Consider the following 25,475-nt stretch of genomic DNA (forward strand, 5'->3'; position numbering starts at 1 on the left):
AGCACCGCCGGGGGCGGAGACTCCGAATAAGGCAGCGACGACTCTGTTGTGGACGCCTTTTCGGTCTCTCGTACCGTCTTAAAGGTCGTGGGTAGCATACCAGCTCAAGCGTTATTCGAAAAGCGCCGCAACGCTTTCGTAAAGAACGGGCGCGCGCGTCTCAGAGCCCCCCCCGGGGGGGCCGGCCCCGGTTCTTTGAACGCTACCGACAGTTGAGGGGCGCGTTTCTCGCTTGGAACTGCCGATGGCACTCAAAGAACGACGGAGGTGGGGCACGGCCGATACGGGGAGGGCTCCTAGCAGACCCCCTGGGCCATCATGGCGTCGGCGACCTTGAGGAAGCCGGCGATGTTGGCGCCAAAGACGAGGTTGCCCTCGTGACCGTAGGTCTTGGCAGCCGCGCTAGCGGAGGCGTAGATGTCGGCCATGATGTCCTCGAGCTTCTCGTCCACCTCGTCGAAGGTCCAGGAGAGGTGCCCGGCGTTCTGGGACATCTCGAGGCCCGAGACCGCGACGCCGCCGGCGTTGGCGGCCTTGCCGGGGGCGAAGGAGACTCCCTCGTCGATCAGGTAATCAATGGCCTCCGGCGCGGTGGGCATGTTGGCGCCCTCGACCACGTAGGAGCAGCCGTTGCGAACAAGCGCCCGGGCGTCGTCGAGGAGGAGCTCGTTTTGCGTGGCGCACGGCATAGCGACGTCGCAGGCCTCGGCCCAGGGGCGCTCCCCCTCGTGGTAGACGGCCGAGGGCCGCGCGGCCACGTACTCGCTCAGACGGGCGCGGCGAACCTCCTTGACGTCCTTGAGCAGAGCGACGTCGATGCCCTCAGGGTCAAAGACGTAGCCGCTGGAGTCGGAGACGGTCACGACCCTGCCACCGAGCTCCGAGGCCTTCTGGGCGGCGTAGATGGCCACGTTGCCGGATCCGGACAGGGCGAGGGTCTTGCCGGCGAGCTTCTCGCCACGCTCGGCCATCATGTGGCTCAGGAAGTAGACCGCGCCGTAGCCGGTGGCCTCCGTGCGGGCGAGCGAGCCGCCAAAGGAGAGGCCCTTGCCCGTGAGGACGCCAGACCACTCGTTGCGCAGGCGCTTGTACTGCCCGAAGAGGTAGCCGATCTCGCGCGCGCCCACGCCGATGTCGCCGGCGGGGATGTCGGTGTTGGGGCCGATGTGGCGGTAGAGCTCGCACATGAAGCTCTGACAGAAGGCCATGACCTCGCGGTCGGACTTGCCCTTGGGGTCGAAGTCGGAGCCGCCCTTGCCACCGCCCATGGGCAACGTGGTGAGCGAGTTCTTGAACGTCTGCTCGAAGCCGAGGAACTTGAGGATCGAGAGGTTCACGGATGGGTGCAGGCGCAGACCGCCCTTGTAGGGCCCGATCGCCGAGTTGAACTCGACGCGATACCCACGGTTGACCTGCACCGCGCCGGCTTCGTCGACCCAGGGGACGCGGAAGATGACGACACGCTCGGGCTCGACGAGGCGCTCGAGAATGGCCGCCCGCTCGTACTCGGGATGGGCGTCGAGCGCGGGCTGCAGCGTACCTAGGACCCTGTCGGCCGCCTCTATGAACTCGGGCTCGTTGGCGTAGCGCTCCTCGAGCTCCCTCAGGACCCTCTCGGAATATGTCATGTGCACTCCTCTAGTCAGCTTGCCTCCGGGAACCCGTCCCAGAAAGCCCAGATGAGAATAGGTTCGAACGCCGGGGGCGCGCAAAGGGGCACCCGATGCGTAACGATATCGAACCTGATGCGAAATCTCTCGTACACACGCGTCTCTCGCCACCGACGCAGGCCATGCCGCACCCTTTGGCAAGCTGGGAGGCACCACGAGCTGGCTCATATCTAAAAAGAAACAGGCCAGACCAAAACCCATGGTCTGACCTGCTATTTTAGTGGAGCGGCGGACGGGACTCGAACCCGCAACAATCAGCTTGGAAGGCTGACGCTCTACCAATTGAACTACCGCCGCACTGGTCGGGGCGACTGGATTCGAACCAGCGACCCTCTGCTCCCAAAGCAGATGCGCTACCAAGCTGCGCTACGCCCCGGTACCGCTCGAAAGAGTATAGGCGAGAAGCCTTCTCGCAGCAAGCCCGTTTCGCAGCTCGCGCAAGCGCATGGGCCGCGCGTAGAATGGAGTCCCCGGCCTCCCGAGAAAGGCTCTCCATGGCAGACTCCCCGCTCGGTCGCACGCTTCTTGTCGCCAACCCCGCCGCGCGCAGCGGACACGGGGCGGCGGGCACCGACTTCGCCGAGCGCTTCCTTTCCTCCTGGCCCGCGGCGACCGAAGGATACGACGTCCGTCGCACCTCCGGCCCCGGTGACGCGCGCGCCCTCGCGGCCGGCGCGCACGACTACGACAGCGTGGTGGCCCTCGGGGGCGACGGCGTGATACACGAGGTCGTAGGAGGTCTCATGCAGATCGAGCCCGAAGGGCGCCCGCAGCTCGGCATCGTGCCGCTCGGATCCGGCAATGACTACGCGCGCACGCTCGGCATGGCGAGAAACGACGTCGAGGCCTCCCTGGCGCAGCTCGTGCGCGGACGGGTGGGGTCGCTCGAGGTGGGGAGCGTGAACGGGGTGCCCTTCATGCAGACTCTCTCCTTTGGCCTCGACGCCGCAATCGCCCTTGACACCACCGCGCGGCGCGCCCACGCGACCTCGCAGGAGGGCTCCGCGCTCTTCGTGACCTCGGGGCTCAAGATCCTCTCCCGCGCGCGGGACGGCTACCCCTGCGTGGCGCGCTTCGACGCCCAGGAGCCACGCGACCTCAGGACCATCATCTTCGCCATCCAGGTGGGCCCCAGCTATGGCGGCGGGTTTCGCATCTGCCCGGACGCCGACCCCGCAGACGGCCTTCTCGACGTGTGCTACAACGTGAGCGTCCCGACCATCCCCCACCTGCTCGGCCTCTTCGGCCTCGCCCGTCAGGGCCTCCACGCTCGCTCGCGCGTGGTCGAGCTGCAGCGCATCGCCCATGCGGAGATTGACTTTCAGGTCGAGCCACCCTGCCAGGTCGACGGCGAGAAGCTCACGGGAACCCACTTCGACGTCGACGTCATCCCCCACGCCCTCAGAGTCATCCTCCCCCGCTAGCTTTCCCCTGGGAACTGCCCTAAATCCACGGCCTCTCCCAGGCGAGAAAAAATTTATGTACGACCAGAATCGGCATAAAATCTTTTCTCCGTCGTAGACACCCGGATGCCCTTGTTTCTACTCTTTTTCTTTTTTCTCTTATCCCTTTGCTCTTTGCCTTTCCCCATGAAAGTCCCGAAGCCAAGGCACGGTGCAGCCCCCTCCTCTCTCCGCGATTTCTAAGCGCGCCTTATGCACGAAGCTGAGCGGAAGAGGGGGGGTTGCGCCCCTGGTATGTGAGGACTCGGACTTTGGCTAGCGCGCCGCAGACTGCAGCATCGCCTTGACCTCGGTGGAGGTCTTGAGCCCCATGACCTTCTCGGTGAGGGCGTCGGCCTCGGCCTTGGTCCACTCGGAGATGACGCGACGCGTGCGCAGGATCGACGGTGCGGAGACGGAGAACTCCCCCAGGCCAAAGGAGATGAGCACGGGAATCAGCAGCGGGTCGGCCGCGGCCTCGCCGCACATGCCCACCATGATGTTCGCCTTGTTGCCCTCCTCGATGATGCGCCTGAGCGAGCGCAGAACGGCGGGCTGGTAGACCTCGTAGAGGTAGCCCACGCGGCTGTTGCCGCGATCGGCGCACATGGTGTAGCCGATGAGGTCGTTGGTGCCGATGGAGAAGAAGTCGCACTCGGCGGCCAGGTCGTCGGCGATGAGGGAGGCGGCGGGCGTCTCGATCATGGTGCCGATCTGGATGCTCTTGTTGTAGGCTACCCCACGCGCGTCAAGCTCCACCTTGCACGTCTCGACGAGGCTCCTGACCTGGCGAATCTCGTCGATGTTGGTCACCAGGGGCACCATGATCTTGACGTCGCCAAAGGCCGACGCGCGCAAGAGGGCCGTGAGCTGGACCTTGTACTGCTCGGGGTTGCCCAGGCAGTAGCGCACCGCCCGGTAGCCCATGAAGGGGTTCTCCTCCTTCTGAAGGTTGAGGTAGGGGATCTCCTTGTCGCCGCCCACGTCGAGCGTGCGGATAATGACCGGCTGGCCCTTCATGCGCAGGGCGACCTTCTGGTAGGCCGCGAACTGCTCGTCCTCCGTCGGGAGCTCCTTGGCGTCCATGAAGAGGAACTCGGAGCGGAACAGCCCGACGCCCTCGCAGTCGTGCTCGGCCGCCACGTTGGCGTCGTCGGGGTTGCCGATGTTGGCCACGAGCAGCACGGAGTCGCCGTCGCCGGTCACGGTCTGCTTGCCACGGTAGGCCTCGAGGGCCTCCTTGTCCTGGGCGAACTGCCGGGCCTTGGCACGGTAGTGAGCAAGGTCGTGGTCATTGGGCGAGGTGATGATATTGCCGTTGGTGCCGTCGACCACGAGCAGGTCGCCGTTCTTGATGTTCTTGGTGACATCGGCCACCGAGAGGACCGCGGGGATCTCGAGCGCGCGGGCGATGATCGCGGAGTGCGACGTGCGCCCGCCCGTCTCGGTGATGATGCCGGCGACGTTGTCCTTGTCGATGTCGGCGGTCATGGACGGCGTGAGCTCGCGGGCGACCACGATGGAGTTCTCGGGGAGCGTGGAGAGGTCGACGACCTCCTTGTCCAGCAGATCGGCGAGAAGCCCGTTCTTGACGTCGGCGACGTCGGCGGCGCGCTCGCGGAAGAGCTCATCCTCCATGTTGGAGAACATGTTGTAGTACGTGTCGTAGGCCTCGCTGACCGCCTGCTCGGCGCACATGCCGGAGTCGATGGAGCCCTCGACCATCTCGCGGATGCCCTCGTCCTCGGCAAACTCGATGTGGGCGCCCATGATGGCCGCAGCCTCCTCGCCCACCGTCTTGGTCATGCGCTCGATCTGGGCGTTGGTCTGCTCGGTGAACTTGGCCCGCGCGTCGGCGTAGCGCTGTTTCTCGTCGCCGGCGTCCGCGGGCACATGCGGCGTGAAGCTGAGGTCGGGCTCGACGGCGACGCGCGCGACGCCTATGCCGATACCGTCAGATGCGTTGACTCCCTCGTACATGATGTATCCCCCTTGGTCTTGGCCGTGCGTACGGCCGTATCACGACGCCCGATGCGCCCTCAGGGGCGCGGAGAGCCCCGTTCGAGCCTACTTGTCCCCCTCGGAGGACTCCCCCGAGTCCTCCGCCGCGACGCGAGCCTTGTTGGCCTCGATGTCGCGTGCGATGGTACCCGGGATGGCACGGCCCATCTTCTTGTAGAGCGCGGAGACCACGCGGTCGATCCTTTCGCGATGGGCGATTCCCTTGCTCGCTGCCGTGGCGGTTCCGCACGCAGAGGCGAATATCAGCGCAGTCTCGTAGTCGACGCCCTGCGTGACCTGCGCGAGGAAGCCCGCGACCATCGAGTCTCCGGCGCCGGTCGCGTTGACGAGGCGCACGTGGGCGGTGGGCACGATGTGCTCGACGCCGTTCTCGTCCAAGAGCAGCGAGCCGTGCGCGCCGCAGGAGATGATGACGTTGCGCGCACCCGCCTCGTGAAGCTTGTGGGCGTAGGGGGCGCATTCCTCGGGGGACTCGATGGTCACGTCGAAGATGCGCCCGACTTCGTGGTTGTTGGGCTTGATGAGGAAGGGGTGCGCCTCGAGCGAGTCCATGAGGAGCTGGCCGGGGGCGTCCACGACGAACTGTATGCCGCGCCCGCCGAGCTTGCGCATGATCTGGGTGTAGATGTCCGACGGAAGCGAGCTGGGAATCGAGCCCGTGAGGACGAGGATGTCCCCCGACGTGACGACGTCCATGCGGTCGAGGAGCTCGTCGACCTTCTTGGGGGCGATCTTGGGGCCCATGCCGTTGACCATCGTCATGACGATGCCGTTGAGCTTGACGTTGATGCGGGTGTTGCCGCGGTCGAGGCAGACGAAGTTGCTCGCGATGCCCTTCTCCTGGAGGCGACGCAGGAGGTAGTCGCCCGTGAAGCCGCCCGCGATGCCCATCGCGATGTTGGGGACGTCGAGCTCGTTGAGAAGCGACGAGACATTGATGCCGTTGCCGCCGCAGTGGAGTTCCTCGGAGGAGGACCTATTGGTGAAGCCCATGTCAAGCGTAAGAGGATGCATAACGTAGTCAAGGGCAGGGTTCAACGTCATCGTGTAAATCAACACGCGCTCCTTCCGACCGGTTGCCTCAGGCCCTAGTATGCCGCATAACGCGCGCGGATAGTCGCAAAAAACAGCGCCGATCCCGGAGCTGGAGCGGGCCAGGCACCGTGCGTTATGTGCCTGGCCCGGGTGCTTGTGGTGCGCCCTGAGGGATTCGAACCCCCGACCTTCGGATTAGAAGTCCGCGGCTCTATCCAACTGAGCTAAGGGCGCTTGACGTCCTGCGGCGACGCGACCGTCATTTTAGAGCATGTCGTGGGGCGTGGGGACGAGAACCGCACGCGGCCTCGCTCACGAGGCCCTGAACTCCCCCGTCGCGTAGTCAACGTCAAAGCCGAGCGCCGCGTTGTAGACCTCCACCTCGAGGTCAAGGCTATTGTCCGAGGATCGCACGTCCACGATGACGCTGCGGCACAGGAGTTCCGTGCCCTCGTAGACGGGCGTGGCCGAGTAGAACACGGCGCCGTCCGGATGCGCGGCGAGCCACGTGCGCGCGAGGCCCTCGGTGTAGGCCATGCCCCCGTCCTGGCCCTGGTTGTCGCCGACGTTCTGGGTGCGCGTGCCGCAGACGAGGTTCTCCTGGGCGTCGGCGCCACCCAGGGACTTGGCCACGAGGTGGCTCCTGTTGTAGAGGGCTCCGTGGTAGTCGCGGGCACCGGGATTCGCGATCGTGACCTCGGCGTTGTGCCCCCAGCCCGAGGGGTGCAGGGAGGAGATGTCCCCGCGCTCGCGGGCGCTGCCGGCCTCCATCATGTCATAGGTTACCTTAGCCATCGCGCGGCCAGTTCGCCCCAGGTCGTCGAGGACCTCGTAGCGGACGGTGCCCGCGGCCACGTCGACATCCACGACGGCGGTCCCCACCACGCGATAGTAGTCCGGGCTGGCCTCGGGGTCCCAGCTCGTGTAGCCGTCCTGACGCTCGCAGAGCTGCTTCGGGGCAGACTGGGTCGCGGACGGGCCGGACAGGGCGGTCGGGGTTGGCGCGCCGCCGAGAAACGTCGCCAGAGCGACGAGGAGCACGGCGAGAAGCGCGAGGGGTCCGCGCGGCCGCACGACGGCGCGACCTCGATGACGGACGGGCCTCCTATGCGTCATGCGTCCCCTTTCGAAGGGGCCCTCGGGGGCGTCCCCTCATACGAAAAGACCGGACGTCTGAGACGTCCGGTCTGCTCATTCATGGTGGACCGTCAGGGGTTCGAACCCTGGACCTTGGGATTAAGAGTCCCCTGCTCTACCAGCTGAGCTAACGGTCCGTGAAATGGTGGATCGTCAGGGGTTCGAACCCTGGACCTTGGGATTAAGAGTCCCCTGCTCTACCAGCTGAGCTAACGATCCATATTCAGTTGAATGGGGTGGGTGAAGGGTCTCGAACCCTCGACCTACGGAGCCACGGTCCGTCGCTCTGCCAACTGAGCTACACCCACCATCCCGCCGCCTCTTGAAGCAGCCTGACTATTATGCAAAACGAGCGGGTCCGATGCAAGGACTATTTTGCCACGACGCGCATTTTCCTCGCGGGGCGCACAGGCAAGGCCGCGCTGGCGGTGATCCCGTTGCAGGGCCGTTGCGAAGCCTTCTCCTCGGCCCCCTCCCTCCACGATTGGGGAAGCTTTTGATGCTCGCGGGCCTCTCGGCGATACTCTTGGGCCTCTCGCAAGCCGCCAGCAGACGTTTTGTCGGGCGAGAAGGACGGCGGCCCGAGCTTGGACCCCCCTCACATCAAAAACGTGCCCCAATCCGGCAAAAGGAAAGAGCAGATGCAGGAAGGCGAGAACCCCCCTCGGACTCTCCCGCTCAGGGCGGGCTCATGCTATATGTGCGTCCGCAAATGACAAGAACACTTGGCTGACAAGAACCCGCGTCATCTCTACCTGCAGCGCTGCAAAGAACTTCTCGCCAGCGGCGTCAAGTCTGACTTTTGCGGCCGCACAAACGCAAGTTACCTATGCGCAGGGACCGCCCGTCTCCATGATGCTACGATCCCTCCTCACGATTGGTACTAGTTTTATTTTTAATGTAATACGGGCTTTGGGCGCGGTTTGTGGCCTTCTCGGCTAACAAAAGGCCTGTTGACCAAGATCGAGAGGGCCTTGAACATCAGAGAAGCACCCCAATCCAGGAGGTGGGATTCCGGGGAAGAGACCCAGGGACCTTGGAGGAGAGATTCGCGCGCTGGCAAGGTGAGAGACGCGCCGAGAAGAGCAGCCCCCCTACCCCCGCAGGACGGCCTCGAGGTCGCCGCGGTTCAGGGCCTCGTCGAAGAGGTGCTTGAACACCACGGTGCCGTGCAGGCCGTCGTGCTCGAACTCGTTGGTGACCCAGGCGTGGCTCGCCCCCACGCGCGAGAGCGTGTCGAGCTGCAGGCCGGAGTCAACGTAAAGATCATCGAAGTAGACGGCGGCCTGGAGCGGGACCTCGCTCGCGGCAAGGCGCTCGGCGTCGTAGACCCGGTCGAAGTCAACGTCGGCCATGAGGAGGTCCATGGCAGGCGCGAGGGGCACCAGAAGCGGATCCTCCTCGAACATCCAGGGAAAGGCCGCCTCGCCCGTGAACAGGAGCGGACGCGCGTCAGCGGAGAACTCGGGCCGACCCTGGTAGACGCGCTCGGCCGCCCAGCCTAGGGGCTCGCCGAGCGCGCCGTCCGCGTAGATGAGCTCCTGGAGCGTCCAGTACAAGGGGTTCGAGGCCGTGGTCGTGCTCTGGAGCACCCCCATGAGAAAGCCGTCCGTGAGCGTTTTGCCACCCGTGCCGTCTCCGTCCTCGAAGGCGACGTCAAAGAGGCTGTGCAGCCGCTCGAAGGCCGGCTTCATGCCGAGCCCGCTCCCCAAAAGCTGGAGGCGTCTTGCCGTGAGGGGCGCGCCGTCGGGCAGGCACACGTCACCCGAGGCGGCAAGGTCCGCCACCGCCGCCACGCGCGCGGCGTCTTCCGGGTAGCGCGCGTAGAGCTGGCGGGTTTTCTCGGCCATGCGCGGGAAGGTGCGCGCGTAGACCTCGGCCGCGTTCGCGGGCACGTGGGGGATGCCACCCGCCGTGAAGCTCGCCGCCACGCCCTCGGGAAACAGCGACAGGTACGAGAGGGTCAGAAAGCCCCCGTAGCTCTGGCCAAGCGTGACCCAGGGCCGACCCCCGAACACAACGAGCCGCAGGTACTCGAAGTCGCACACGATCGAGCGGGCCAGGAAGCGCTTGAGGTGGTCGGCCTGCGCGCGGGCGTCTCCCACCCGCGCGAGCCCGTGGCGGCTCAGGTGGCTGCTACGTCCCGTCCCGCGCTGGTCCGGCAGGACCACGCGAAAGTGGCGCAGCGCCTCGGGGAGCCAGCCGTCGGAGTCCGGCCCGGTGAGGCGCGGGCCGGCCCCGCCTGGGCCTCCCTGCAGGAACACGAGAAGCGGCAGGTCACGTCCCACGTTCTCGGGGGTCGTGACCACGCGGTAGAACAGGCGCAGGCGCGCGCCCGCATCCAGGCCGTCAGCGGCCGCGCGCGCGGGCGAGGTCTTCCGCCAGTCGAGCGGTACGTCGATTGCATGGTCCTCCACGGCCAGGCCGGGAAGGTAGTAGTGGGCGAGAAGCGCCATGTTCTTATCAACTCCCCCTAGAGCAGGTGCTCGGCGATCTGGACCGCGTTGGTGGCCGCGCCCTTGCGAATCTGGTCCCCGCAGCACCAGAAGGTGAGCGCGCTTGCGCCCTCGGGGGCGGAGAGGTCGCGCCTGAGCCGGCCGACCCAGATGAGGTCCTGGTCAGAGGTATCGAGCGGCATGGGATAGACGCCGGCCGCGGGATCGTCGACCACACGCACGCCCGGGGCGGCCTCGAGGAGCTCGCGCGCCTGGTCGACCGAGAGGGGCCGGGTGAACTCGCAGGTGATGGACTCGGAGTGCGAGCGAGCCACCGGAACGCGCACGCAGGTGCAGTTCACGCGCAGGTCCGGCAGGTGCATGATCTTGCGGCCCTCGTTCTGCATCTTCATCTCCTCGGAGGTGTAGCCCATCTCGTCGAAGCCCCCGATCTGCGGGATGAGGTTGTGGGCTAGCTGGTGCGCGAACGGGTCGGTCTGGCCCATCGGCTCGTCAGCGGCCACCGCGCGCGTCTCGCGCTCGAGCTCCCTCAGGCCGGCCATGCCCGCGCCCGAGGCCGCCTGATAGGTGGAGACCACGAGGCGCGTGAGCCCTGCGGCCTGGTGCAGCGGCCACAGCGGAACGAGGCCGATGATCGTGGCGCAGTTGGGATTGGAGACGATGCCGTTGTTTCCCGCGATGTCTGCGGCGTTGATCTCGGGCACCACCAGGGGCACGTCCGCGTCCAGGCGAAAGGCGTGCGAGTTGTCCACGCAAGTCGCCCCGCGCTTCACGGCCTCGGGCAGAAGCTTGCCCGCAAGCTCGTCGGAGGCTGCACCGAGCACGATGTCGACGCCCTCGAAGGCCTCGGGGCGCGCGAGCTCCACGGGCACGTCCTCGCCCCGGAAGCGCACGACCCGTCCGGCCTCGACCGAGCGCGCGCTCGCAAGTGGCACGAGCCGGCCCACGGGAAAGCCCCGCTCCTCGAGGCTGACGAGCATCTGGGTTCCCACGACGCCGGTGGCACCGAGGATGGCAACGGTCTTATCGCTCATGTGACGTTCTCCTCCCGTCGGGCAGGGCCCGTTTCTTATCGTCTCTTATCCGCGCAGAGCTCTAGGCACCTGCCGCGACCAGTTCGTTGCGCACGAAGCGGTCATAGATACACCGCACGGCGCGGTCAAAGTCCACGTTGTTGACGCCCATGATAATGCTGATCTCCTGGGAGCTCTGCGTGATCATGCGGATGTTGATGCCCGCGTCGCCGAGCGCCCCGAAGATCTTGCCCGAGGTGCCCGAGCGCTTGGACATGTTACGGCCCACCACCGAGAGCAGGGCGAGGCCGTCGGACAGGGCGATGTCATCCGGCTCGACCTCGCGGCGGATGTCCGCGATGATCGAGTAGACGGACTCCCGCACGTCATCGCCGGCGACGACCACGCTGAAGGAGTCGACGCCCGTGGGGATGTGCTCCACGGAGACGCCGTAGTGCTCGAAGATGGACAGCGTCCTTCTCACGAGGCCCACCTCGTTGGACATGTGCGCCTTCTTGACGTGCACGGAGACGAAATCGCGCTTGCCCGCGATGCCGGTGATGAGGTGCTCATCCACGCCCGGCTCGGCGTTCTCGCGGATGATCGTGCCCTCGTCGGCGGGGCGGTTGGTGTTCTTGATCTGGATGGGGATGTTGACCTCGCGGACGGGGAAGATCGCCTCCTCCTGAAGGACCGAGGCCCCCATGTAGGACAGCTCGCGCATCTCGTCGAAGGTGATGCGCCGGATGGAGCGCGGGCTCTCCACGATGCGCGGGTCGGCGGAGAGGAAGCCGGAGACGTCCGTCCAGTTCTCGTAGAGGCCGGCGTCCACGCAGCGCGCGAGGATGGCCCCGGTGATGTCTCCCCCGCCGCGCTGGAAGAGCTTGATCTGACCGTCGACGGTGGCGCCATAGAAGCCCGGCAGGACGAATGCCCCCTCGCGCACCATCACGTCGCGCAGGCGCGCGGCGGTGCGCTCCATGTCCACCTTGCCGTCGTGGTGAAAGACCACCACGTCGGCGGCATCCACGAAGGGAACGCCCAGGTACTCGGCCATGAGATGGGCGGTGAGCCACTCGCCCCGGCTCACGATGTACTCGGGCGAGTGCTTCCTGATGTTCCTGGCGAAGGTCTCGAAGCGCTCGGCCACCGGCCACGAGAGCCCCAGCTCGGAGGCGATGTCCAGGAAGCGCTGCTCGATGTCGGCGAGAAGCGCCGTGCAGTCCACGTGGTACTGGACGTGGGCGTTCACAAGCAGCAGCAGGTCGGTGACCTTGTTGTCCGCGGCAAAGCGCTTGCCGATGGCCGAAACCACCACGAAGCGCCGGTCGGGGTCGGACTCGACGATCCCCTTGACCTTGCGAAACTGCTCCGCGGAGGCAACCGAGGACCCGCCGAACTTGGCGATCTTGATCATGCGGGGGCCTAGCCTTCCTGCGCGAGCGCGGCCATGAACGAGGTGTGGTCGGTCTCGCAGGCGCGCGCGAGCAGGGCCCGGGCGTCTGCGGCCGCGAGGTCGCGGACGAGAAGCGCCCCCTCGTCGAAGGGCTCGGCGCCCTCGACGGCCGCCGACGTGCGCACGACGTAGTCCGAGCGCAGGAGCTCGGGCGCGTAGGCGAGCGCGCGGGAGAGGTCATAGGTCGGACGGAGCGTCCCAGAGGCGCAGTCGAGCACGTCCTGCACGATCGCGTTGCCGGTGGGGAGGCTGCCGGCGCCCTGGCCATAGAACTTGAGCTCGCCCACCGTGGTGGCGTCGAGCGTCATGAGGTTGAAGTTGGAGGGGACCTGCGCCTCGAGCGTGCCCTCGCCCACGGCCACCGGCTCCACGGCCGCGGCGTAGCGTCCGCCCTGCCGCACGCCGCGCCCCAGGAGCTTCACCGTGCGGCCGTGCGCGGCAAAGAGGTCGAGGTCGGCCTTGGTGAGGTTCCTGATGCCCGAGACCGGCAGGTCAGGCGTGCAGTTGACGCCAAAGGCCACGGCCGCCGAGATGATCGTCTTGTTCTTGACGTCGATGCCGTCGATGTCGGCGGAGGGGTCGCGCTCGGCGTAGCCCAGCTCCTGCGCGCGGGCCAGGACGTCGGCGAACTCCGCGCCCTGGCGGCGCATGGCGTCGACGATGTAGTTCGTCGTGCCGTTCATGATGCCTGAGAACGACGTGACCTCGTCGATGCGCCGGACCTTCTCGATGCTCGCGATCCAGGGGATGCCGCCGCCCACGGCCGCCTCGATGTACAGGCTCACCCCCGCCTGCGCCGCCGCCGAGATGAACTCGGCGAGGTGCGCGGCCACGACGGCCTTGTTGGAGGTGACCACGTGCTTGTGCGCCGCGAGGGCGCGCATGATGAAGGCGTGGGCCGGCTCGAGGCCGCCCATGCACTCCACGACGAGCTCGACCGAGGAATCGTCGACGATGTCGTCGTAGTCCGAGGTCATGCGCGCGTCCGTCAGGCGGTCGGGCAGCTCGAGGATGCGGGTGACCTCCGCCTCGCTCACGCGCTCGGAGATGATCTGGTCCACGCCGCGGCCGACCGTGCCGTAGCCGAGAAGGGCGATCTTCATGGGCGTCCAATCTTTCGAATATGTGTCCTTGGGACCGTGCTGCCTGCGGGGCGGCTATGATACGTGCATAAAGAAACCGGTCGCAACACAGGAGCAGGGGCCACAGTGACTTCTTTGTATCACAGCACGCGCTCAAGAGGGGCTTCCGTAACAAGCAAGCAAGCTATTCTCGCCGGCATCGCACCCGACGGGGGGCTCTACGTCTCGGACGCGCTCGACCAGGCCGGCATCGACCTGTCCCGCGTCTGCGCGCAGGGATTCTCCGAGACCGCCCTCACCGTGCTGCGGACGCTCCTGCCCGACTACACCCAAGACGAGCTCGCGGCCTGCGTGGGCAGCGCCTATGGCAGCCAGTGGGACAGCCCCGCCATCTGCCCGGTGACCCCCCTCGGCGACGACTGGCTCCTCGAGCTCTACCACGGCCCCACCTGCGCCTTCAAGGACGTGGCCCTGCAGATGCTGCCGCAGCTCATGAGCGTGGCGCGCGCCGGCGACGGCCACGACGTCATGATCGTGTGCGCCACCTCGGGCGACACCGGCAAGGCTGCGCTCGACGGCTTCTCGGGCGTGCCCCACACGGGTGTCTGCGTCTTCTATCCCGACGGCAAGGTCTCCGACATCCAGCACCTGCAGATGGTGTGCCAGCCGGGCGACAACGTGGCCGTCTGCGGCATCCGCGGCACCTTCGACGACGCCCAGGGCGAGGTCAAGCGCATCTTCGCCGACCGCGCGCTCACGGGGCGCCTCGCCGGGCACGGCGTGGTCCTGTCGAGCGCCAACTCGATCAACGTGGGGCGTCTCGCCCCGCAGGTCACCTACTATTTCGACGCCTACGCCCAGCTCGTGCGCACGGGAGCCGTCGGCGCGGGCGACGAGGTCGAGTTCTGCGTGCCCACCGGCAACTTCGGCGACGTGCTGGCCGGCTACTACGCCAAGCGCCTGGGCCTGCCCGTGTGCCGCCTCATCGTGGCATCCAACGCCAACGACGTCCTCACGGACTTCCTCACGACGGGCACTTACGACCGCCGCCGCCCCTTTCACAAGACCATCTCTCCCTCGATGGACATTCTCGTCTCCTCCAACCTGGAGCGCCTGCTCTACTTCGCGTCCGACGGTGACTGCGAGCTCGTGGCCTCCCTCATGGGCGAGCTTGCCGAGAAGGGTGCCTACACCGTGCCCGCCGCCCTCATGGACAAGATTCGCGCGACCTTCTCCTGTGGGAGGGCCTCCGACGACGAGACGCGCGCCACGATTCGCTCCTGCTGGGAGGACCGGCATGTGCTCATAGACCCGCATACCGCCGTGGCCACGTGCGTCCTGGAGCGCGAGGCGCGCACGGGCGCGGCACGCGTCTGCCTGTCCACGGCGAGCCCCTACAAGTTCTCGTCCGACGTGCTCGAAGCGCTCGGCGTCGTGGTCACGGGCATGAACGGCTTCGCGTGCATGGACGCGCTCGAGCACCTCACCGGCACCGTCGCGCCCACCCAGCTCTCGAGCCTGCGCGAGGGCGAGGTCCTGCACGATGACGTGTGCGACCGCGAGAAGATGGCCGGCTTCATGGAGTCCGCCTGCGCACGGGTGTTTCTGTGAGCGTGGATGACGCCGGCGGCGCGCGTCCTCTCGTGATCGTGCGCGTCCCCGCGACGAGCGCGAACGTGGGCGTGGGCTTCGACTGCCTGGGCATCGCGCTCGACCTCACGGCGACGTTTCTGGTGACGCCGGCCGAGCGGCTCTTGATCGACGGCTGCGAGGAGCGCTTCTGCGGCGAGGACAACCTCGCATGGCAGAGCTACCTCGCTGCCTGCCGCGCCCTGGACCTGGAGTCGCAGCCGCTGCACATGAGCATCCTGTCCCCCATCCCCCTCTCGGGCGGGCTCGGCTCCAGCTCCGTGTGCGTGATCGCCGGGGTCGCCGCGGCCATGGCCCTCTCCGAGGACGGCTTCGACCGCGCGCGGGCCCTCGAGCTCGCCTGCGCGCTCGAGGGGCACCCCGACAACGTGGCGCCCGCGCTTCTGGGCGGACTCGTGAGCTCGTTCATGGAGGATGGACGCGCCACCTCCACGACCCTGAGCGTGGCTCCCAACCTGCGCTTCGCTGCCGTGGCGCCGCCCTACGAGGTGCGCACCGCCGACGCGCGGAGCGTCCTGCCCGAAGAGGTGAGCCTGGAGACGGCCGTCTGGCAGATGGGACGCTGCGTGGCCGTGGTGCGCGCCCTGGAGAAGGGCGACGCGGAGCTTCTTGCCAAGGCCTGCCACGACCGGCTCCACGAACCCTACCGCGCCGCGCTCATACCCGACTACGATGCCCTGCGCGCGGCCGCGCTCGCGGCGGGGGCGTGCGCGTTCGTCATCTCGGGCTCGGGCTCCACGATGCTCGCCATCGCTGACGGAGACGAGCGGGCCGCGCGGGTCGCCGACGCGCTCGCGGCCGCGCGCCCGGGCTTCTGGCTGCGTACCCTGTCAGCGAACACCCTCGGTACCACCGTCGAGGTGCACTAAGGGCCGCGGTCCTTCTCGGCGTGCCTGCTCCGCGCCCCTCTCGCCACGCCCCCTCTCCCCTCCCCGCACGATTGGCGCGCTCTTTTGATGGGAATCGACCCCAAGTGTACGTTCTCGTCCTTCTCGCCTCGCAAAATGCCTGTTGGGCGCTGGTGAGAAGCCCTCGAGCATCAAAATATCGCCCCAATCGTACGTGAGGGGCCACGGACGAGAAAGGATCCCAGGGGCGTGGCACCGGGGCCGGCAAGAACGCCTACCCGCCGAGATACGCCTTGCGCACGTCATCGTCCACGAGGAGCTCGGCGCCGGTGCCGGACTTCTTGATGGTGCCGGTCTCGAGCACGTAGGCGCGGTCGGCCACGGTCAGGGCCATGTTGGCGTTCTGCTCGACCAGCAGAATCGTGGTGCCGGCCTCGTTGAGCTGCTTCACGATGGCGAAGATCTCCTCCACCAGCACGGGTGCCAGGCCCATCGAGGGCTCGTCGAGCATGAGCAGTGTCGGACGGCTCATGAGCGCGCGCCCCATGGCCAGCATCTGCTGCTCGCCTCCGGACAGGGTCCCGGCCTGCTGCTCGCGGCGCTCCTTGAGGCGGGGGAAGTGGTCAAAGACCTGCGCGAGCGTCTCCCTGTTCTCCTCGTCGGAGCGCGTGTAGCCGCCCATCTCGAGGTTCTCGGCCACGCTCATGTGCGTGAACACGCGCCTGCCCTCGGGGCACAGCGCGAGGCCGCGCTTCAAGACGTTGTGAGCCTTCACGCCCGCGATGTCCTCGCCGCGAAACTCGATCGAGCCGCTCTCGGCCTTGATCAGCCCCGCAACGGTGTTGAGCGTCGTGGACTTGCCGGCGCCGTTCGCGCCGATCAGCGTCACGATCTCGCCCTCGTCGATGCCGAACGAGATGCCGCGAACCGCCTTGATCGCCCCATAGGAGACGTGGAGGTCGCGCACAGAAAGCATCGCCGCCATTACTTCACCCCCTGCTTGCCCAGATAGGCTTCGATGACCTTAGGGTCGCTTTGAATCTGCTCGGGCGTTCCCTTGGCGATGATGCGCCCGTAGTCGAGCACGCCCACGACCTCGCAGACCCCCATGACGAGCGACATGTCGTGCTCGATCAGGAGGACTGCGATCTTGAAGCGGTCGCGAATCTGACGGATGTTCTCCATGAGCTCCTCGGTCTCGGCCGGGTTCATGCCAGCCGCGGGCTCGTCGAGCAGAAGCACCTGGGGGCCGGTGGCCAGGGCGCGCAGGATCTCCAGGCGCCGCTGGGCGCCGTAGGGCAGGTTGCCCGCCCTAGCGTCCGCGTAGCGGCGCATGTCAAAGATGTCGAGCAGCTCCAAGGCCTTCTCGTGGAACTCGGCCTCCTGGCGCCAGTGCTTGGGCAGGCGCAGGAGGTCCGTCAAAAGGTGGGTGGACATCGCGTTGCCAAAGCCCACGAGCACGTTCTCCTCGACCGTCATCTGATCGAAGAGGCGGATGTTCTGGAAGGTGCGCGCGATGCCCATCTTGTTGACCTCGGTCACGGACTTGCCGGCCGTGGAGTAGCCGTCAAGCAGAATCGTGCCGCGCGTGGGCTTGTAGACGTTGGTGAGCAGGTTGAAGATCGTGGTCTTGCCCGCGCCGTTGGGGCCAATAAGCCCCGAGATCTCGGTGTGGCCCATGGCAATGTTAAAGTCATCGACCGCCGTGAGGCCGCCGAAGTCGATGCCCAGGTGCTCGGCCTGCAGGACCGGGATGGTCCCCAGGTCGCGCTCGGGAATGAGATTGGGCGTCTCGACCTGCACGAGCACGGGGCGTTTCTTGCTCTTCTCGCTAGGCATCCTGGACCTCCTCTGTGGTCTTCTTGGTCCGCCTGCGCCTCCAGGGGAAGTCGCGGTTCATCACCCGCTCAATCACGTGCGAGAGCGAGAAGTCGTACGAGCCCAGAAGCCCCTGCGGGCGGAAGATCATGACGAGGATGAGAACGATCGAGTAGGCCAGCATGCGGTAGTCCGCGAAGGCGCGCAGGGCCTCGGGCAGGATTGTGAGCACCGTCGCGGAGATGACGGAGCCGAGCATGGAGCCCATGCCGCCCAGCACGACCATGACGAGGATCTCGACCGACTTCATGAAGCCGAACTTCGAGGGGTCCATGACGCCGATGCAGCCTGCGTAGAGCGCGCCGCCCACGCCGGCGAAGAACGCCGAGACCACGAACGCGAGGGTCTTGTAGTAGGTCGTGTTGACGCCCGACGCCTCGGCCGCGATCTCGTTGTCGCGGATGGCGAGGACGGCGCGGCCGTGGCGCGACTTCATCATCGTGTGGATAAGGAAGATCGTGACGGCCACGACGAGAAAGACGTTCAGGAAGCTCGAGTAGGCCGGGATTCCCGTGAGGCCGGCCGCGCCCCCCGTGAGCGTGAAGCCAAGGACCGAGTCGATGTTCGTGATCACGACGCGGATGATCTCGGCGAAGCCCAGCGTGATGATGGCGAGGTAGTCGCCCTTGAGGCGCAGGGCCGGGATGCCGATGACGAGGCCGCAGACCGCGGCGCACAGCCCTCCGAACACGATGCCGCCCACGAACAGCGCGACCGCCGCCGGCGAGCCCGTCGCCATGTCCTTAGCCGCGAGGCCCATCGTCGGCATCATGCGCGTGATGAAGATCGCGCTCGCGTAGCCGCCCACCGACATGAAGCCCGCGTGTCCCAGTGGGAGCTGGCCCAGGTAGCCGGTCGCGATGTTCAGGGACACCGCCATGATGATGTAGATGCCCACCTGCTCGAGGACGCCCGTCTGGTAGCGGCTGACGACCTTAACGCCGATGAGCGCCTCCCCCGCGACGAGGAAGAGCGCCACGAGCACCGCGTTGATCGCGTAGCGCGCGACCATGGGAAGACGACGATAGGCGACGGACGCGTCGGACGCCGCCTTGCCGAGCCGCGTCATGATGACGGGCCTGTCCTCGCGCTCGTCCTGCTTGTTCTTGCTCATGTGCGCCACCCCCTAGACCTTCTCCGTCATTGGCCGGCCGAGAAGACCCGTCGGCCTGACGACGAGGACGATGATGAGCAGCAGGAACACGACGGCGTCCTGCCAGACGGACAGGCCGAGCGCGGAGGCGCCCACCTCGGCGAAGCCCACGACGAAGCCGCCGATGACGGCGCCGGGGATGGACCCGATGCCGCCCAGGACCGCCGCGACGAAGGCCTTAGTGCCCAGCATGATGCCCATCGTGGGGCTCACCTGCGGATAGGCCATGCAGTAGAGCACGGCGCCGATGCCGGCCAGGGCCGACCCCACAGCGAACGTGAACGAGATCGTGTTGTTGACGTTGATGCCCATGAGGCGGGCCGCGCCCATGTCCTCGGACACGGCGCGCATGGCCTTGCCGAACTTCGTCTTCTGGACGAGAAACGTCAGGACCACGGTCGAGACGATGGTCACGGCCACGATGATGAGCGCCGTGACGGACAGGTTGGCCCCGCCGACGGAGACGGTACCGAAGTCTCCGAACGCGGGGACAACCTTGGCGTCGGCGCCAAAGACGAGCTGCGCGCCGTTCTCCAAGAAGTACGAGACGCCGATGGCGGTGATGAGGATCGACAGGCGCGGCGCCTCGCGCAGGGGCGCGTAGGCGATCTTGTCGATAAGCACGCCGAGCAGCATGCATCCCACGACCGAGAGGAGCACGGCGAGGGCCGGGTTGAGCCCGAGTCGTGCCATCACGATCCACGAGAGGTAGCCGCCGACCATGATGATGTCACCGTGCGCAAAGTTGAGCAGCAAGATGATGCCGTATACCATCGTGTAGCCCAGCGCGACGAGCGCGTAGATGCTGCCCAGCTGCAGCCCGTTGAGGATCTGCATCAAAAACGTCACGGCTCTCACTTCCCTTCGCCTGAGGGGCGCCCGCGCCCCGTCCGTCGTCTCTTCTAAGCCCGGGCACCGAGCGGACGCGTGTCCGTTCGGTGCCCCGGGGCCAGTCTTCTGTGTCGCGCGCCTACGCGGAGATGGTGTCGAAGATCTCCTCGGCGCCGTCTTTGAACGTGATGATCAACGTGGACTTGGCGGGGTCGCCGGTGCCCTTGTAGGAGATGGAGCCCGTGACGCCCTCGACCGTACCCGCGGCGATGGCGTCGATGACGGCCTGCCTGTAGTCGTCGGAGCCGGCCTCGGCACCCTCCTCCTCGGCGGCCTTGAGGCCCGCGGCCACGATCATGGCCGCATCGTAGCCCAGCGCGCAGAAGTTCGTGGGATCCTCGTCGTACTCGGCCTTGTAGTCCTCGACGAACTTCTTGACCCTCTCGTCATCATTCGAGGCGACGAAGGAGGAGTCGTAGAAGCAGCCCTCGAGGTCCTCGGGCGAGGCGTAGTCCTGGTCCGAGCCCACGATGTTGGCCCAGCCGTCGGCGCCCAGAAAGACGCCCTTGTAGCCGAGCTGACGGGCCTGGGTGATGATCTTGCCCGTGTCCTGGTAGTAGTTCGGGGACAAGACGGCCTCGGGGTTGTCGCTCATGATAGCGGTGAGCTGGGCGTTGAAGTCGGTGGCGCCCTGCGCGTAGCCCTGCTCGGAGGTGAGCGTAATCCCGTTGGCCGCAGCCTGCTCGACGAAGGCCCCGTTGACGCCCGTCTCGTAGTCGCCCTGGCTGTTGTAGATCGTGGCGACGGTCTTGTAGCCCTGCTTGGCCGCGAAGTCGGCCATGACCTTGCCCTGGAAGGGGTCGGTGATGCAGGCGCGGAAGTAGTTGTCACCGAAGCTGATGACGTCGGCCGTCGTGGCGGACGGGGTCACGCACGGCATGTTGTCCGCGACGGAGGCCTGCGCCACGGCGATCGTGGGCTTGGACGTGACGTCACCGACGATGGCGGAGACGCCGTCCTCGACCATCTTGTTGTAGACGTTGAGCGCCTCGGTGGCGTCGCCCTTCTCGTCCTGGACGGACAGCTCGATCTGCTTGCCGTTGACGCCGCCGTCTGCGTTGATCTGCTTGAAGTAGAGCTGCGCGCCATTGCGACACGCGAGGCCGTACTGGGCCACGTCGCCCGAGTAGGGGCCCATGACGCCCACCTTGATGCTGCTCGCGTCCCCGCCGTCGGAGGCGGTGCCCGTATCAGAGCCACCGCCGCAGCCAGCAAGACCCAAACCCGCAACAAGCGCGCCCGATGCCTGCAGGAACTGACGCCTGGATACGTTCTCGAACATGATTAAACTCCTCCCGTCGCTTTTCCCTTGCGAAAGCGTGGAGCTACCGTAGCCCGACCGCAGACGCTCGGAACCTCGTGTGAAGGAATTGTTAATCATCCTGTGACGCAGCTCGTGCATCCGAAACACTTTGGGGCCGCGGAAGCGAGAGAGCGTGCCCGCGCGCCTACGCCTCGGCGGCCTCGGACGTCGAGAAGTGCCGGGGCGCGTAGGTCGCGTGCGAGGGCGCGGTGTCCGCGAAGTGCCTCGAGGTCTGGGTGCCGCCCTCCAGGACGCGCAGGAACCTGCGAGAGCTGCGGCGCACGGCCTTGGAGGCGTTCTTGCCGAACTCGTCCTCGATCAGGTAGTCCACGTAGGTGTCGGTGTCCACGACCTCGGGGTGCCCGGCGGGCGTCTTGAACGGGATGAACGCGGTCTGCGCCTCGAGGTCGTCGGGCTCGTCGAGGGAGTCAGCGTCGCCGGCGGCGTCGACAAATCCGATCGGGTCCTGCAGGGGCGACTCGGCGGCGATCTTCTCGTCGAGGGAGCGCAGGGCGGACGTCCAGACGTCCTCGGGCTCGCCCTCACCTCGACGCTCGGGGTAGACGCCGTTGTCCACGAAGGCGACCCGGCGCGCGATGCTGTCCCGCTCGCGAGCGCGCTCGACGTTGACGAGAAGCTCGCGGCCCGTGGACGAGAAGTCGGAGGGGATGGCGTCGTCGGGCGCGAAGCCGGCGTCGCTGATGATACTGCCCGACCCCACCGCCGTCTGCCACCAGCTCGTGCCCACGTCGCCCACCGAGCCGTCGGCGCGCTCGATGACGGGCAGGCCATCCATCATGTCGGCGTCCATGCGCTCCTTGAGCGTGGCAGCGACGCCCTGGGCGCGACGGGACATGCGCTCGCGAAAGCTCGCGCGGCGCACGTAGTTCTCGGCGATGTCCTCGTAGTCCCGGGCGGCGTGGCCCGGTCCCTGACGAGGCGAGGAGACGTCCTCGGGCCGGTCGGCGCCGCGCGCCGGGTCCGGATCGGAGGCTTCGGGCGCCAGGTGACGCGGGCGCCGAGAAGGCTTGTCCCCTTGCTCGGACGCGGGCTTGCCCTCCAGCGCGCGCCCGTTGGTCTTTTCGGGGTCCGCGGGAGCGAGGGGCGCCTGCGCGCGCGTGCGGCGATGGCGACGTGCGAGCGCGATCGTCGTTGCAACGCCACCCGTGAGGACGGTGCCGCAGACCAGGCCGGCCACGAAGGAGCCCTCGGGCGAGACGGCGGCGCGCGCGAGGTCCGAGACGGAAAGCGCCTGTGCCGACGCGGGCACGCCCCAGGCAAAAGCGCCTGCGAGACCGGCGACGACGGCCGGGTTTCTCCTTTGCACCATGTGCTCCCGCTCCTCCCAGAGGCGGAAGACAAAACGAACGTCAAACCACGTTATTCCGCCGGCGAAAAACGCGACGGGGCGGGTGTCAACGGCTTGGGCATCGTTTCATCTTCGGGTACCGTAGCGACACTCGATTGCTCGAATATACGTTGACTATACCTATACTGTGGGTAACTTTGCAAGGTGTTTTCAGACGTCGAGAGGAGCCGGATCATGCGAAGCATCGCCATCGTCACGGGGGCGTCCTCGGGGGTCGGGGGGGAGTTCGCGCGCCAGCTCGACCAGGGCGCGGGAGGCGCGCTCGACGAGCTGTGGCTCGTGGCGCGCGGAGCCGAGCGCCTGGAGGCCACGCGCGCCCAGTGCTCCACGCCCTGTCGCGTCTTCGCGCTCGACCTCACGAGGCCCCAGTCGATCGACGCGCTCGCCGAGGCGCTCGACGAGGCCGGCGCGCGGGTCCGCTGGCTCATCAACAGCGCGGGGTTCGGGCGATTCGGCTCCTTTGGGAGCATCTCCCGCGACGATGAGGTCAACATGGTGAGGCTCAACTGCGGCGCCGTGGTCGGGCTGTGCCACCTGGCCCTGCCGCACATGGACGGCGGCTCGTGCATCGTCAACATGTCCTCGGTCGCCGGCCTCGCCCCGCAGCCGGAGCTCAGCTGCTACTCGGCCACCAAGCGCTTCGTGCTCGACCTCTCGCGAACCCTCAACTACGAGCTGGAACCGGTGGGCATCCACGTGTGCGCCGTCTGCCCCAAGTTCATGGACACGGGCTTCCTCGCGAACGCGGGCGACGCGCGCGCCGTGCGCCGCATGACCACAATCGGCTACGAGCAGCCGCGGCGCGTGGTCAGAAAGGCGCTCGCGGCCGCCGGGCGCGGCAGCGCCACCTGCGTCCCCTCCTGGGACGCGAAGTTCATTCACGTGGCCGTGAAGCTCCTGCCGTCCGCCCTCACCCTGCACGCCCAGGACCTGCTGTTCACGCTTCTGTCGGGCGTCTAGGGCCGGCGGCCTCTAGGCGATGTAGCCGGTCTTCTGGGCCTTCTTGGCGCTGAGGATGAGGAACTCGGAGTTGGACTCCGTCTCGCGCAGGCCCTTGATGAGGGCGTTCGCCGCGCGCTCGGTGTTGTTCATGTTGGCGAGCACCCGACGGATGCCCCAGACGAACGGCTGGTACTCGGCATCGATGAGCAGGTCCTCGTTCCTCGTGCCCGAGGAGACCGGGTCGATCGCGGGGAAGATGCGCTTGTCGGCGAGGTCGCGGTCGAGCTTGAGCTCCATGTTGCCGGTGCCCTTGAACTCCTCGAAGATGACCTCGTCCATCTTTGATCCCGTGTCCACGAGCGCAGAGGCGATAATCGTGAGGGAGCCGCCGTTCTCTATGTTGCGCGCCGCGCCCAGAAACCTCTTGGGCGGGTAGAGCGCGGCGGAGTCCACGCCGCCGGACAGGATGCGGCCGCTCGCGGGCTGTGCGAGGTTGTAGGCGCGCGCGAGGCGCGTAATCGAGTCGAGCACCACCACGACGTCCTCGCCCGTCTCCACGAGCCGCTTGGCGTGCTCGATCACGAGCTCGGAGACGCGCGTGTGGTTGTCGGCGGGCATGTCGAAGGTCGAGGCCACGACCTCGCCCTTGATCGAGCGCTCCATGTCCGTGACCTCCTCGGGGCGCTCGTCCACGAGCAGGCAGAAGAGGTGCACCTCGGGGTTGTTGGCGGCGATGGACTGGCAGATCTTCTTGAGAACAGTCGTCTTGCCGGCCTTGGGGGGGCTGACGATAAGGCCGCGCTGGCCCTTGCCGATCGGCGAGACGAGGTCGATCGCGCGACCCGTGATCGAACTCTTGTCGCACTCCATGGCCAGGCGCTCATTGGGAAAGACGGGCGTGAGGTCGCGAAAACGCGGGCGTACCTTGAGCCCCTCGGGCGGCTGGCCGTTGACGGTCCTCACGCTCTGAAGGGGCGGATACTTGCTGTTGGAGCGACCGGGGCCCACGGTTCCCGCCACGCGGTCGCCGGGACGCAGGCCAAGCGAGCGAATGAGCTGCTGGTAGACGAAGGCGTCACCGTCGCCCTCCATGTAGTTGCCCGTGCGAATCCAGCCGTAGCCCTCGTTCCCGATCTCGAGGATGCCCTCGACGGGGCGAAACCCCTCGGCCTGGGCGGCGGCGGCGTAGACGGCCTCGACGAGCTCGGGCTTGCGCACGCCCACGTACTCGACGCCCAGCTCGGCCGCCTTGGAGCGCAGCTCCGCGACCTTCAGCTTTATGAGCTCGTCGCGCGTGAGAGAGGGCGACAACGAGGAGTCCTGCTGACGTCGGTTGCGATGACGTCCCTGGTTGTTCTGCCCCCCCTGATTGTTTGCCTGGCGACGGCTCTGATAGCCGTTGCCGCTGCCGGAGTGGTCACCCGGGCGACGGTGCTTGCGGCTCATGTGAGAGGAGTCCGCCTGGGGCTGCCTGTTCGCGGGCACAGGAGCGTGAGCGCTCGTCTCGCGACGATGCTCGAAGGAGGGTGCGCCCAGCGTCTGCGCAGGCATCTGCGTTGGCTCTGAGCTGGCCTTGGTTGCCTCCTGGGTGAGCTGCGTCATCTCGTCGGGCGCAGAGGCGGAGGCAGTGGGGGACGAGGCGGGCACCTCGTCGTGGCGATGGGTTCGGCGACGCTTGGGGGCTCCGGTCTTGTGGGACGCGGGCTCGCCCGCGACGGGGCGGGTCGCCTCGGAGGCAGGTTCCGCAGAGGGCTCGGGGACGCTCGGGACCTGCTTCACCGAGTCCTCGCGCGCAGGTGCGGACTCCTCATGCGCGGGCGCGGGCTTCTCAGGGGCGCTCGCCTTCGAGCGGGTGCGACGACGCTTGGGCGGCCAGGGCTCCCCCGCCTTCTCCGCGGCCTCCCGAGCAGCTGCCTCCTGCGCGCGTGCGGCCGCCATCTCCGCCTTGGTCCGTCGATGCCTCCGGGGCTTTGCCGGCTGGTCGTCGGCCGAAGCCGAGGCGGAAACGGGCGTTACGTCGTCCGACATATGGTTACCTCTCTTTTGTGGCACCCACACAGGGCACCCAAGCACCGAAGCGGGTCTGCCGAGCTCAGGTCCGGGGCCTATGCCCTCTGACACAATGTGT

Annotated in this window: 19 protein-coding genes and 6 tRNA genes; 4 read left to right on the top strand and 21 right to left on the bottom strand. The window is 67.0% G+C overall.

The window, feature by feature from the left end; translation table 11 throughout:
• Positions 1–296 precede the first annotated feature (296 nt).
• From gdhA to INP52_RS05935, 3 genes are all read right to left on the bottom strand, one after another.
• Complete coding sequence (gdhA, locus tag INP52_RS05925; protein ID WP_194369961.1) at positions 297–1,628, bottom strand: NADP-specific glutamate dehydrogenase; 1,332 nt, start codon at positions 1,626–1,628, stop codon at positions 297–299.
• A gap of 263 nt (positions 1,629–1,891) precedes the next feature.
• Positions 1,892–1,967, bottom strand: a tRNA-Gly gene (locus INP52_RS05930).
• A gap of 2 nt (positions 1,968–1,969) precedes the next feature.
• A tRNA-Pro gene (locus INP52_RS05935) sits at positions 1,970–2,046 on the bottom strand.
• A gap of 118 nt (positions 2,047–2,164) precedes the next feature.
• On the opposite strand from INP52_RS05935, the gene INP52_RS05940 reads away from it, so the two are divergent.
• On the top strand, positions 2,165–3,094 hold the full coding sequence (locus INP52_RS05940; protein ID WP_194369963.1) for a diacylglycerol/lipid kinase family protein: 930 nt from the start codon (positions 2,165–2,167) through the stop codon (positions 3,092–3,094).
• A gap of 294 nt (positions 3,095–3,388) precedes the next feature.
• Here the strand turns inward: INP52_RS05940 and ptsP are convergent, their stop codons facing one another.
• From ptsP to INP52_RS05995, 11 genes are all read right to left on the bottom strand, one after another.
• Complete coding sequence (gene ptsP, locus INP52_RS05945; protein ID WP_194369964.1) at positions 3,389–5,092, bottom strand: phosphoenolpyruvate--protein phosphotransferase; 1,704 nt, start codon at positions 5,090–5,092, stop codon at positions 3,389–3,391.
• Positions 5,093–5,179: 87 nt separating this feature from the next.
• A complete protein-coding gene (locus INP52_RS05950; protein WP_194369966.1) occupies positions 5,180–6,190 on the bottom strand; it encodes a 1-phosphofructokinase family hexose kinase in 1,011 nt (336 codons plus the stop codon).
• A gap of 136 nt (positions 6,191–6,326) precedes the next feature.
• Positions 6,327–6,403: transfer RNA gene (locus INP52_RS05955), tRNA-Arg, on the bottom strand.
• A 78-nt stretch (positions 6,404–6,481) separates the two neighbouring features.
• On the bottom strand, positions 6,482–7,285 hold the full coding sequence (locus INP52_RS05960; RefSeq protein ID WP_194369968.1) for a DNA/RNA non-specific endonuclease: 804 nt from the start codon (positions 7,283–7,285) through the stop codon (positions 6,482–6,484).
• Positions 7,286–7,367: 82 nt separating this feature from the next.
• Positions 7,368–7,443, bottom strand: a tRNA-Lys gene (locus INP52_RS05965).
• Between the two features lie 6 nt (positions 7,444–7,449).
• Positions 7,450–7,525 (bottom strand) — tRNA-Lys (locus tag INP52_RS05970).
• 13 nt (positions 7,526–7,538) lie between these two features.
• Positions 7,539–7,614: transfer RNA gene (locus tag INP52_RS05975), tRNA-His, on the bottom strand.
• 786 nt (positions 7,615–8,400) lie between these two features.
• Positions 8,401–9,762, bottom strand: coding sequence for an alpha/beta fold hydrolase (locus tag INP52_RS05980; protein WP_194369970.1), 1,362 nt, complete (start codon positions 9,760–9,762; stop codon positions 8,401–8,403).
• A gap of 17 nt (positions 9,763–9,779) precedes the next feature.
• Positions 9,780–10,796 carry an aspartate-semialdehyde dehydrogenase gene (locus INP52_RS05985; RefSeq protein WP_194369972.1) on the bottom strand — a complete coding sequence of 339 codons (1,017 nt, stop codon included), beginning with the start codon at positions 10,794–10,796 and terminating at the stop codon, positions 9,780–9,782.
• 61 nt (positions 10,797–10,857) lie between these two features.
• Complete coding sequence (locus tag INP52_RS05990; RefSeq protein ID WP_194369974.1) at positions 10,858–12,192, bottom strand: aspartate kinase; 1,335 nt, start codon at positions 12,190–12,192, stop codon at positions 10,858–10,860.
• An 8-nt stretch (positions 12,193–12,200) separates the two neighbouring features.
• Entirely contained in the window at positions 12,201–13,334 is a 1,134-nt protein-coding gene (locus INP52_RS05995; protein ID WP_194369976.1) for a homoserine dehydrogenase, read from the bottom strand.
• A 105-nt stretch (positions 13,335–13,439) separates the two neighbouring features.
• Here INP52_RS05995 and thrC point away from each other — a divergent pair, with 105 nt between their 5' ends.
• Both thrC and thrB read left to right on the top strand, forming a co-directional pair.
• Positions 13,440–14,924 (top strand): threonine synthase, encoded by a 1,485-nt coding sequence (gene thrC, locus INP52_RS06000; protein ID WP_194369978.1) that lies wholly within the window; start codon positions 13,440–13,442, stop codon positions 14,922–14,924.
• On the top strand, positions 14,921–15,832 hold the full coding sequence (thrB, locus tag INP52_RS06005; RefSeq protein ID WP_228478271.1) for a homoserine kinase: 912 nt from the start codon (positions 14,921–14,923) through the stop codon (positions 15,830–15,832). The genes thrC and thrB overlap by 4 nt, the downstream gene beginning before the upstream one ends.
• Positions 15,833–16,085: 253 nt before the next feature.
• On the opposite strand, the gene INP52_RS06010 is transcribed toward thrB, so the two are convergent.
• The 6 genes from INP52_RS06010 to INP52_RS06035 form a co-directional block, all read right to left on the bottom strand.
• Complete coding sequence (locus INP52_RS06010; RefSeq protein ID WP_194369980.1) at positions 16,086–16,796, bottom strand: ABC transporter ATP-binding protein; 711 nt, start codon at positions 16,794–16,796, stop codon at positions 16,086–16,088.
• A complete protein-coding gene (locus INP52_RS06015; protein ID WP_194369982.1) occupies positions 16,796–17,650 on the bottom strand; it encodes an ABC transporter ATP-binding protein in 855 nt (284 codons plus the stop codon). Before INP52_RS06015 ends, INP52_RS06010 begins: the two co-directional genes overlap by 1 nt.
• Positions 17,643–18,803: a branched-chain amino acid ABC transporter permease gene (locus INP52_RS06020; RefSeq protein WP_228478272.1), complete on the bottom strand. Its 1,161-nt coding sequence runs from the start codon at positions 18,801–18,803 to the stop codon at positions 17,643–17,645. The genes INP52_RS06015 and INP52_RS06020 overlap by 8 nt, the downstream gene beginning before the upstream one ends.
• Before the next feature lie 12 nt (positions 18,804–18,815).
• Positions 18,816–19,691, bottom strand: coding sequence for a branched-chain amino acid ABC transporter permease (locus INP52_RS06025; protein WP_228478273.1), 876 nt, complete (start codon positions 19,689–19,691; stop codon positions 18,816–18,818).
• 121 nt (positions 19,692–19,812) lie between these two features.
• Complete coding sequence (locus INP52_RS06030) at positions 19,813–21,015, bottom strand: ABC transporter substrate-binding protein (protein ID WP_194369984.1); 1,203 nt, start codon at positions 21,013–21,015, stop codon at positions 19,813–19,815.
• A 166-nt stretch (positions 21,016–21,181) separates the two neighbouring features.
• Positions 21,182–22,366, bottom strand: coding sequence for a hypothetical protein (locus INP52_RS06035; protein WP_194369987.1), 1,185 nt, complete (start codon positions 22,364–22,366; stop codon positions 21,182–21,184).
• A 213-nt stretch (positions 22,367–22,579) separates the two neighbouring features.
• Between INP52_RS06035 and INP52_RS06040 the strand changes: the two genes are divergently transcribed.
• Complete coding sequence (locus INP52_RS06040; protein WP_194369989.1) at positions 22,580–23,365, top strand: SDR family NAD(P)-dependent oxidoreductase; 786 nt, start codon at positions 22,580–22,582, stop codon at positions 23,363–23,365.
• Between the two features lie 12 nt (positions 23,366–23,377).
• Here INP52_RS06040 and rho read toward each other — a convergent pair whose 3' ends face one another.
• Entirely contained in the window at positions 23,378–25,375 is a 1,998-nt protein-coding gene (gene rho, locus INP52_RS06045) for a transcription termination factor Rho (protein WP_194369991.1), read from the bottom strand.
• Between the last annotated feature and the right edge of the window lie 100 nt (positions 25,376–25,475).

The organism is Thermophilibacter immobilis, assembly GCF_015277515.1.
GTDB lineage: Bacteria > Actinomycetota > Coriobacteriia > Coriobacteriales > Atopobiaceae > Thermophilibacter > Thermophilibacter immobilis.

Coding starts and splice junctions, on each gene's coding strand:
- INP52_RS06015 (WP_194369982.1), bottom strand. CDS start 17,650: ATGCCTAGCGAGAAGAGCAAGAAACGCCCCGTGCTCGTGCAGGTCGAG.
- INP52_RS05995 (WP_194369976.1), bottom strand. CDS start 13,334: ATGAAGATCGCCCTTCTCGGCTACGGCACGGTCGGCCGCGGCGTGGAC.
- INP52_RS05940 (WP_194369963.1), top strand. CDS start 2,165: ATGGCAGACTCCCCGCTCGGTCGCACGCTTCTTGTCGCCAACCCCGCC.
- ptsP (WP_194369964.1), bottom strand. CDS start 5,092: ATGTACGAGGGAGTCAACGCATCTGACGGTATCGGCATAGGCGTCGCG.
- INP52_RS05960 (WP_194369968.1), bottom strand. CDS start 7,285: ATGACGCATAGGAGGCCCGTCCGTCATCGAGGTCGCGCCGTCGTGCGG.
- INP52_RS06020 (WP_228478272.1), bottom strand. CDS start 18,803: ATGAGCAAGAACAAGCAGGACGAGCGCGAGGACAGGCCCGTCATCATG.
- INP52_RS05990 (WP_194369974.1), bottom strand. CDS start 12,192: ATGATCAAGATCGCCAAGTTCGGCGGGTCCTCGGTTGCCTCCGCGGAG.
- gdhA (WP_194369961.1), bottom strand. CDS start 1,628: ATGACATATTCCGAGAGGGTCCTGAGGGAGCTCGAGGAGCGCTACGCC.
- INP52_RS06010 (WP_194369980.1), bottom strand. CDS start 16,796: ATGGCGGCGATGCTTTCTGTGCGCGACCTCCACGTCTCCTATGGGGCG.
- INP52_RS05985 (WP_194369972.1), bottom strand. CDS start 10,796: ATGAGCGATAAGACCGTTGCCATCCTCGGTGCCACCGGCGTCGTGGGA.
- rho (WP_194369991.1), bottom strand. CDS start 25,375: ATGTCGGACGACGTAACGCCCGTTTCCGCCTCGGCTTCGGCCGACGAC.
- INP52_RS05980 (WP_194369970.1), bottom strand. CDS start 9,762: ATGGCGCTTCTCGCCCACTACTACCTTCCCGGCCTGGCCGTGGAGGAC.
- INP52_RS06040 (WP_194369989.1), top strand. CDS start 22,580: ATGCGAAGCATCGCCATCGTCACGGGGGCGTCCTCGGGGGTCGGGGGG.
- INP52_RS06035 (WP_194369987.1), bottom strand. CDS start 22,366: ATGGTGCAAAGGAGAAACCCGGCCGTCGTCGCCGGTCTCGCAGGCGCT.
- INP52_RS06030 (WP_194369984.1), bottom strand. CDS start 21,015: ATGTTCGAGAACGTATCCAGGCGTCAGTTCCTGCAGGCATCGGGCGCG.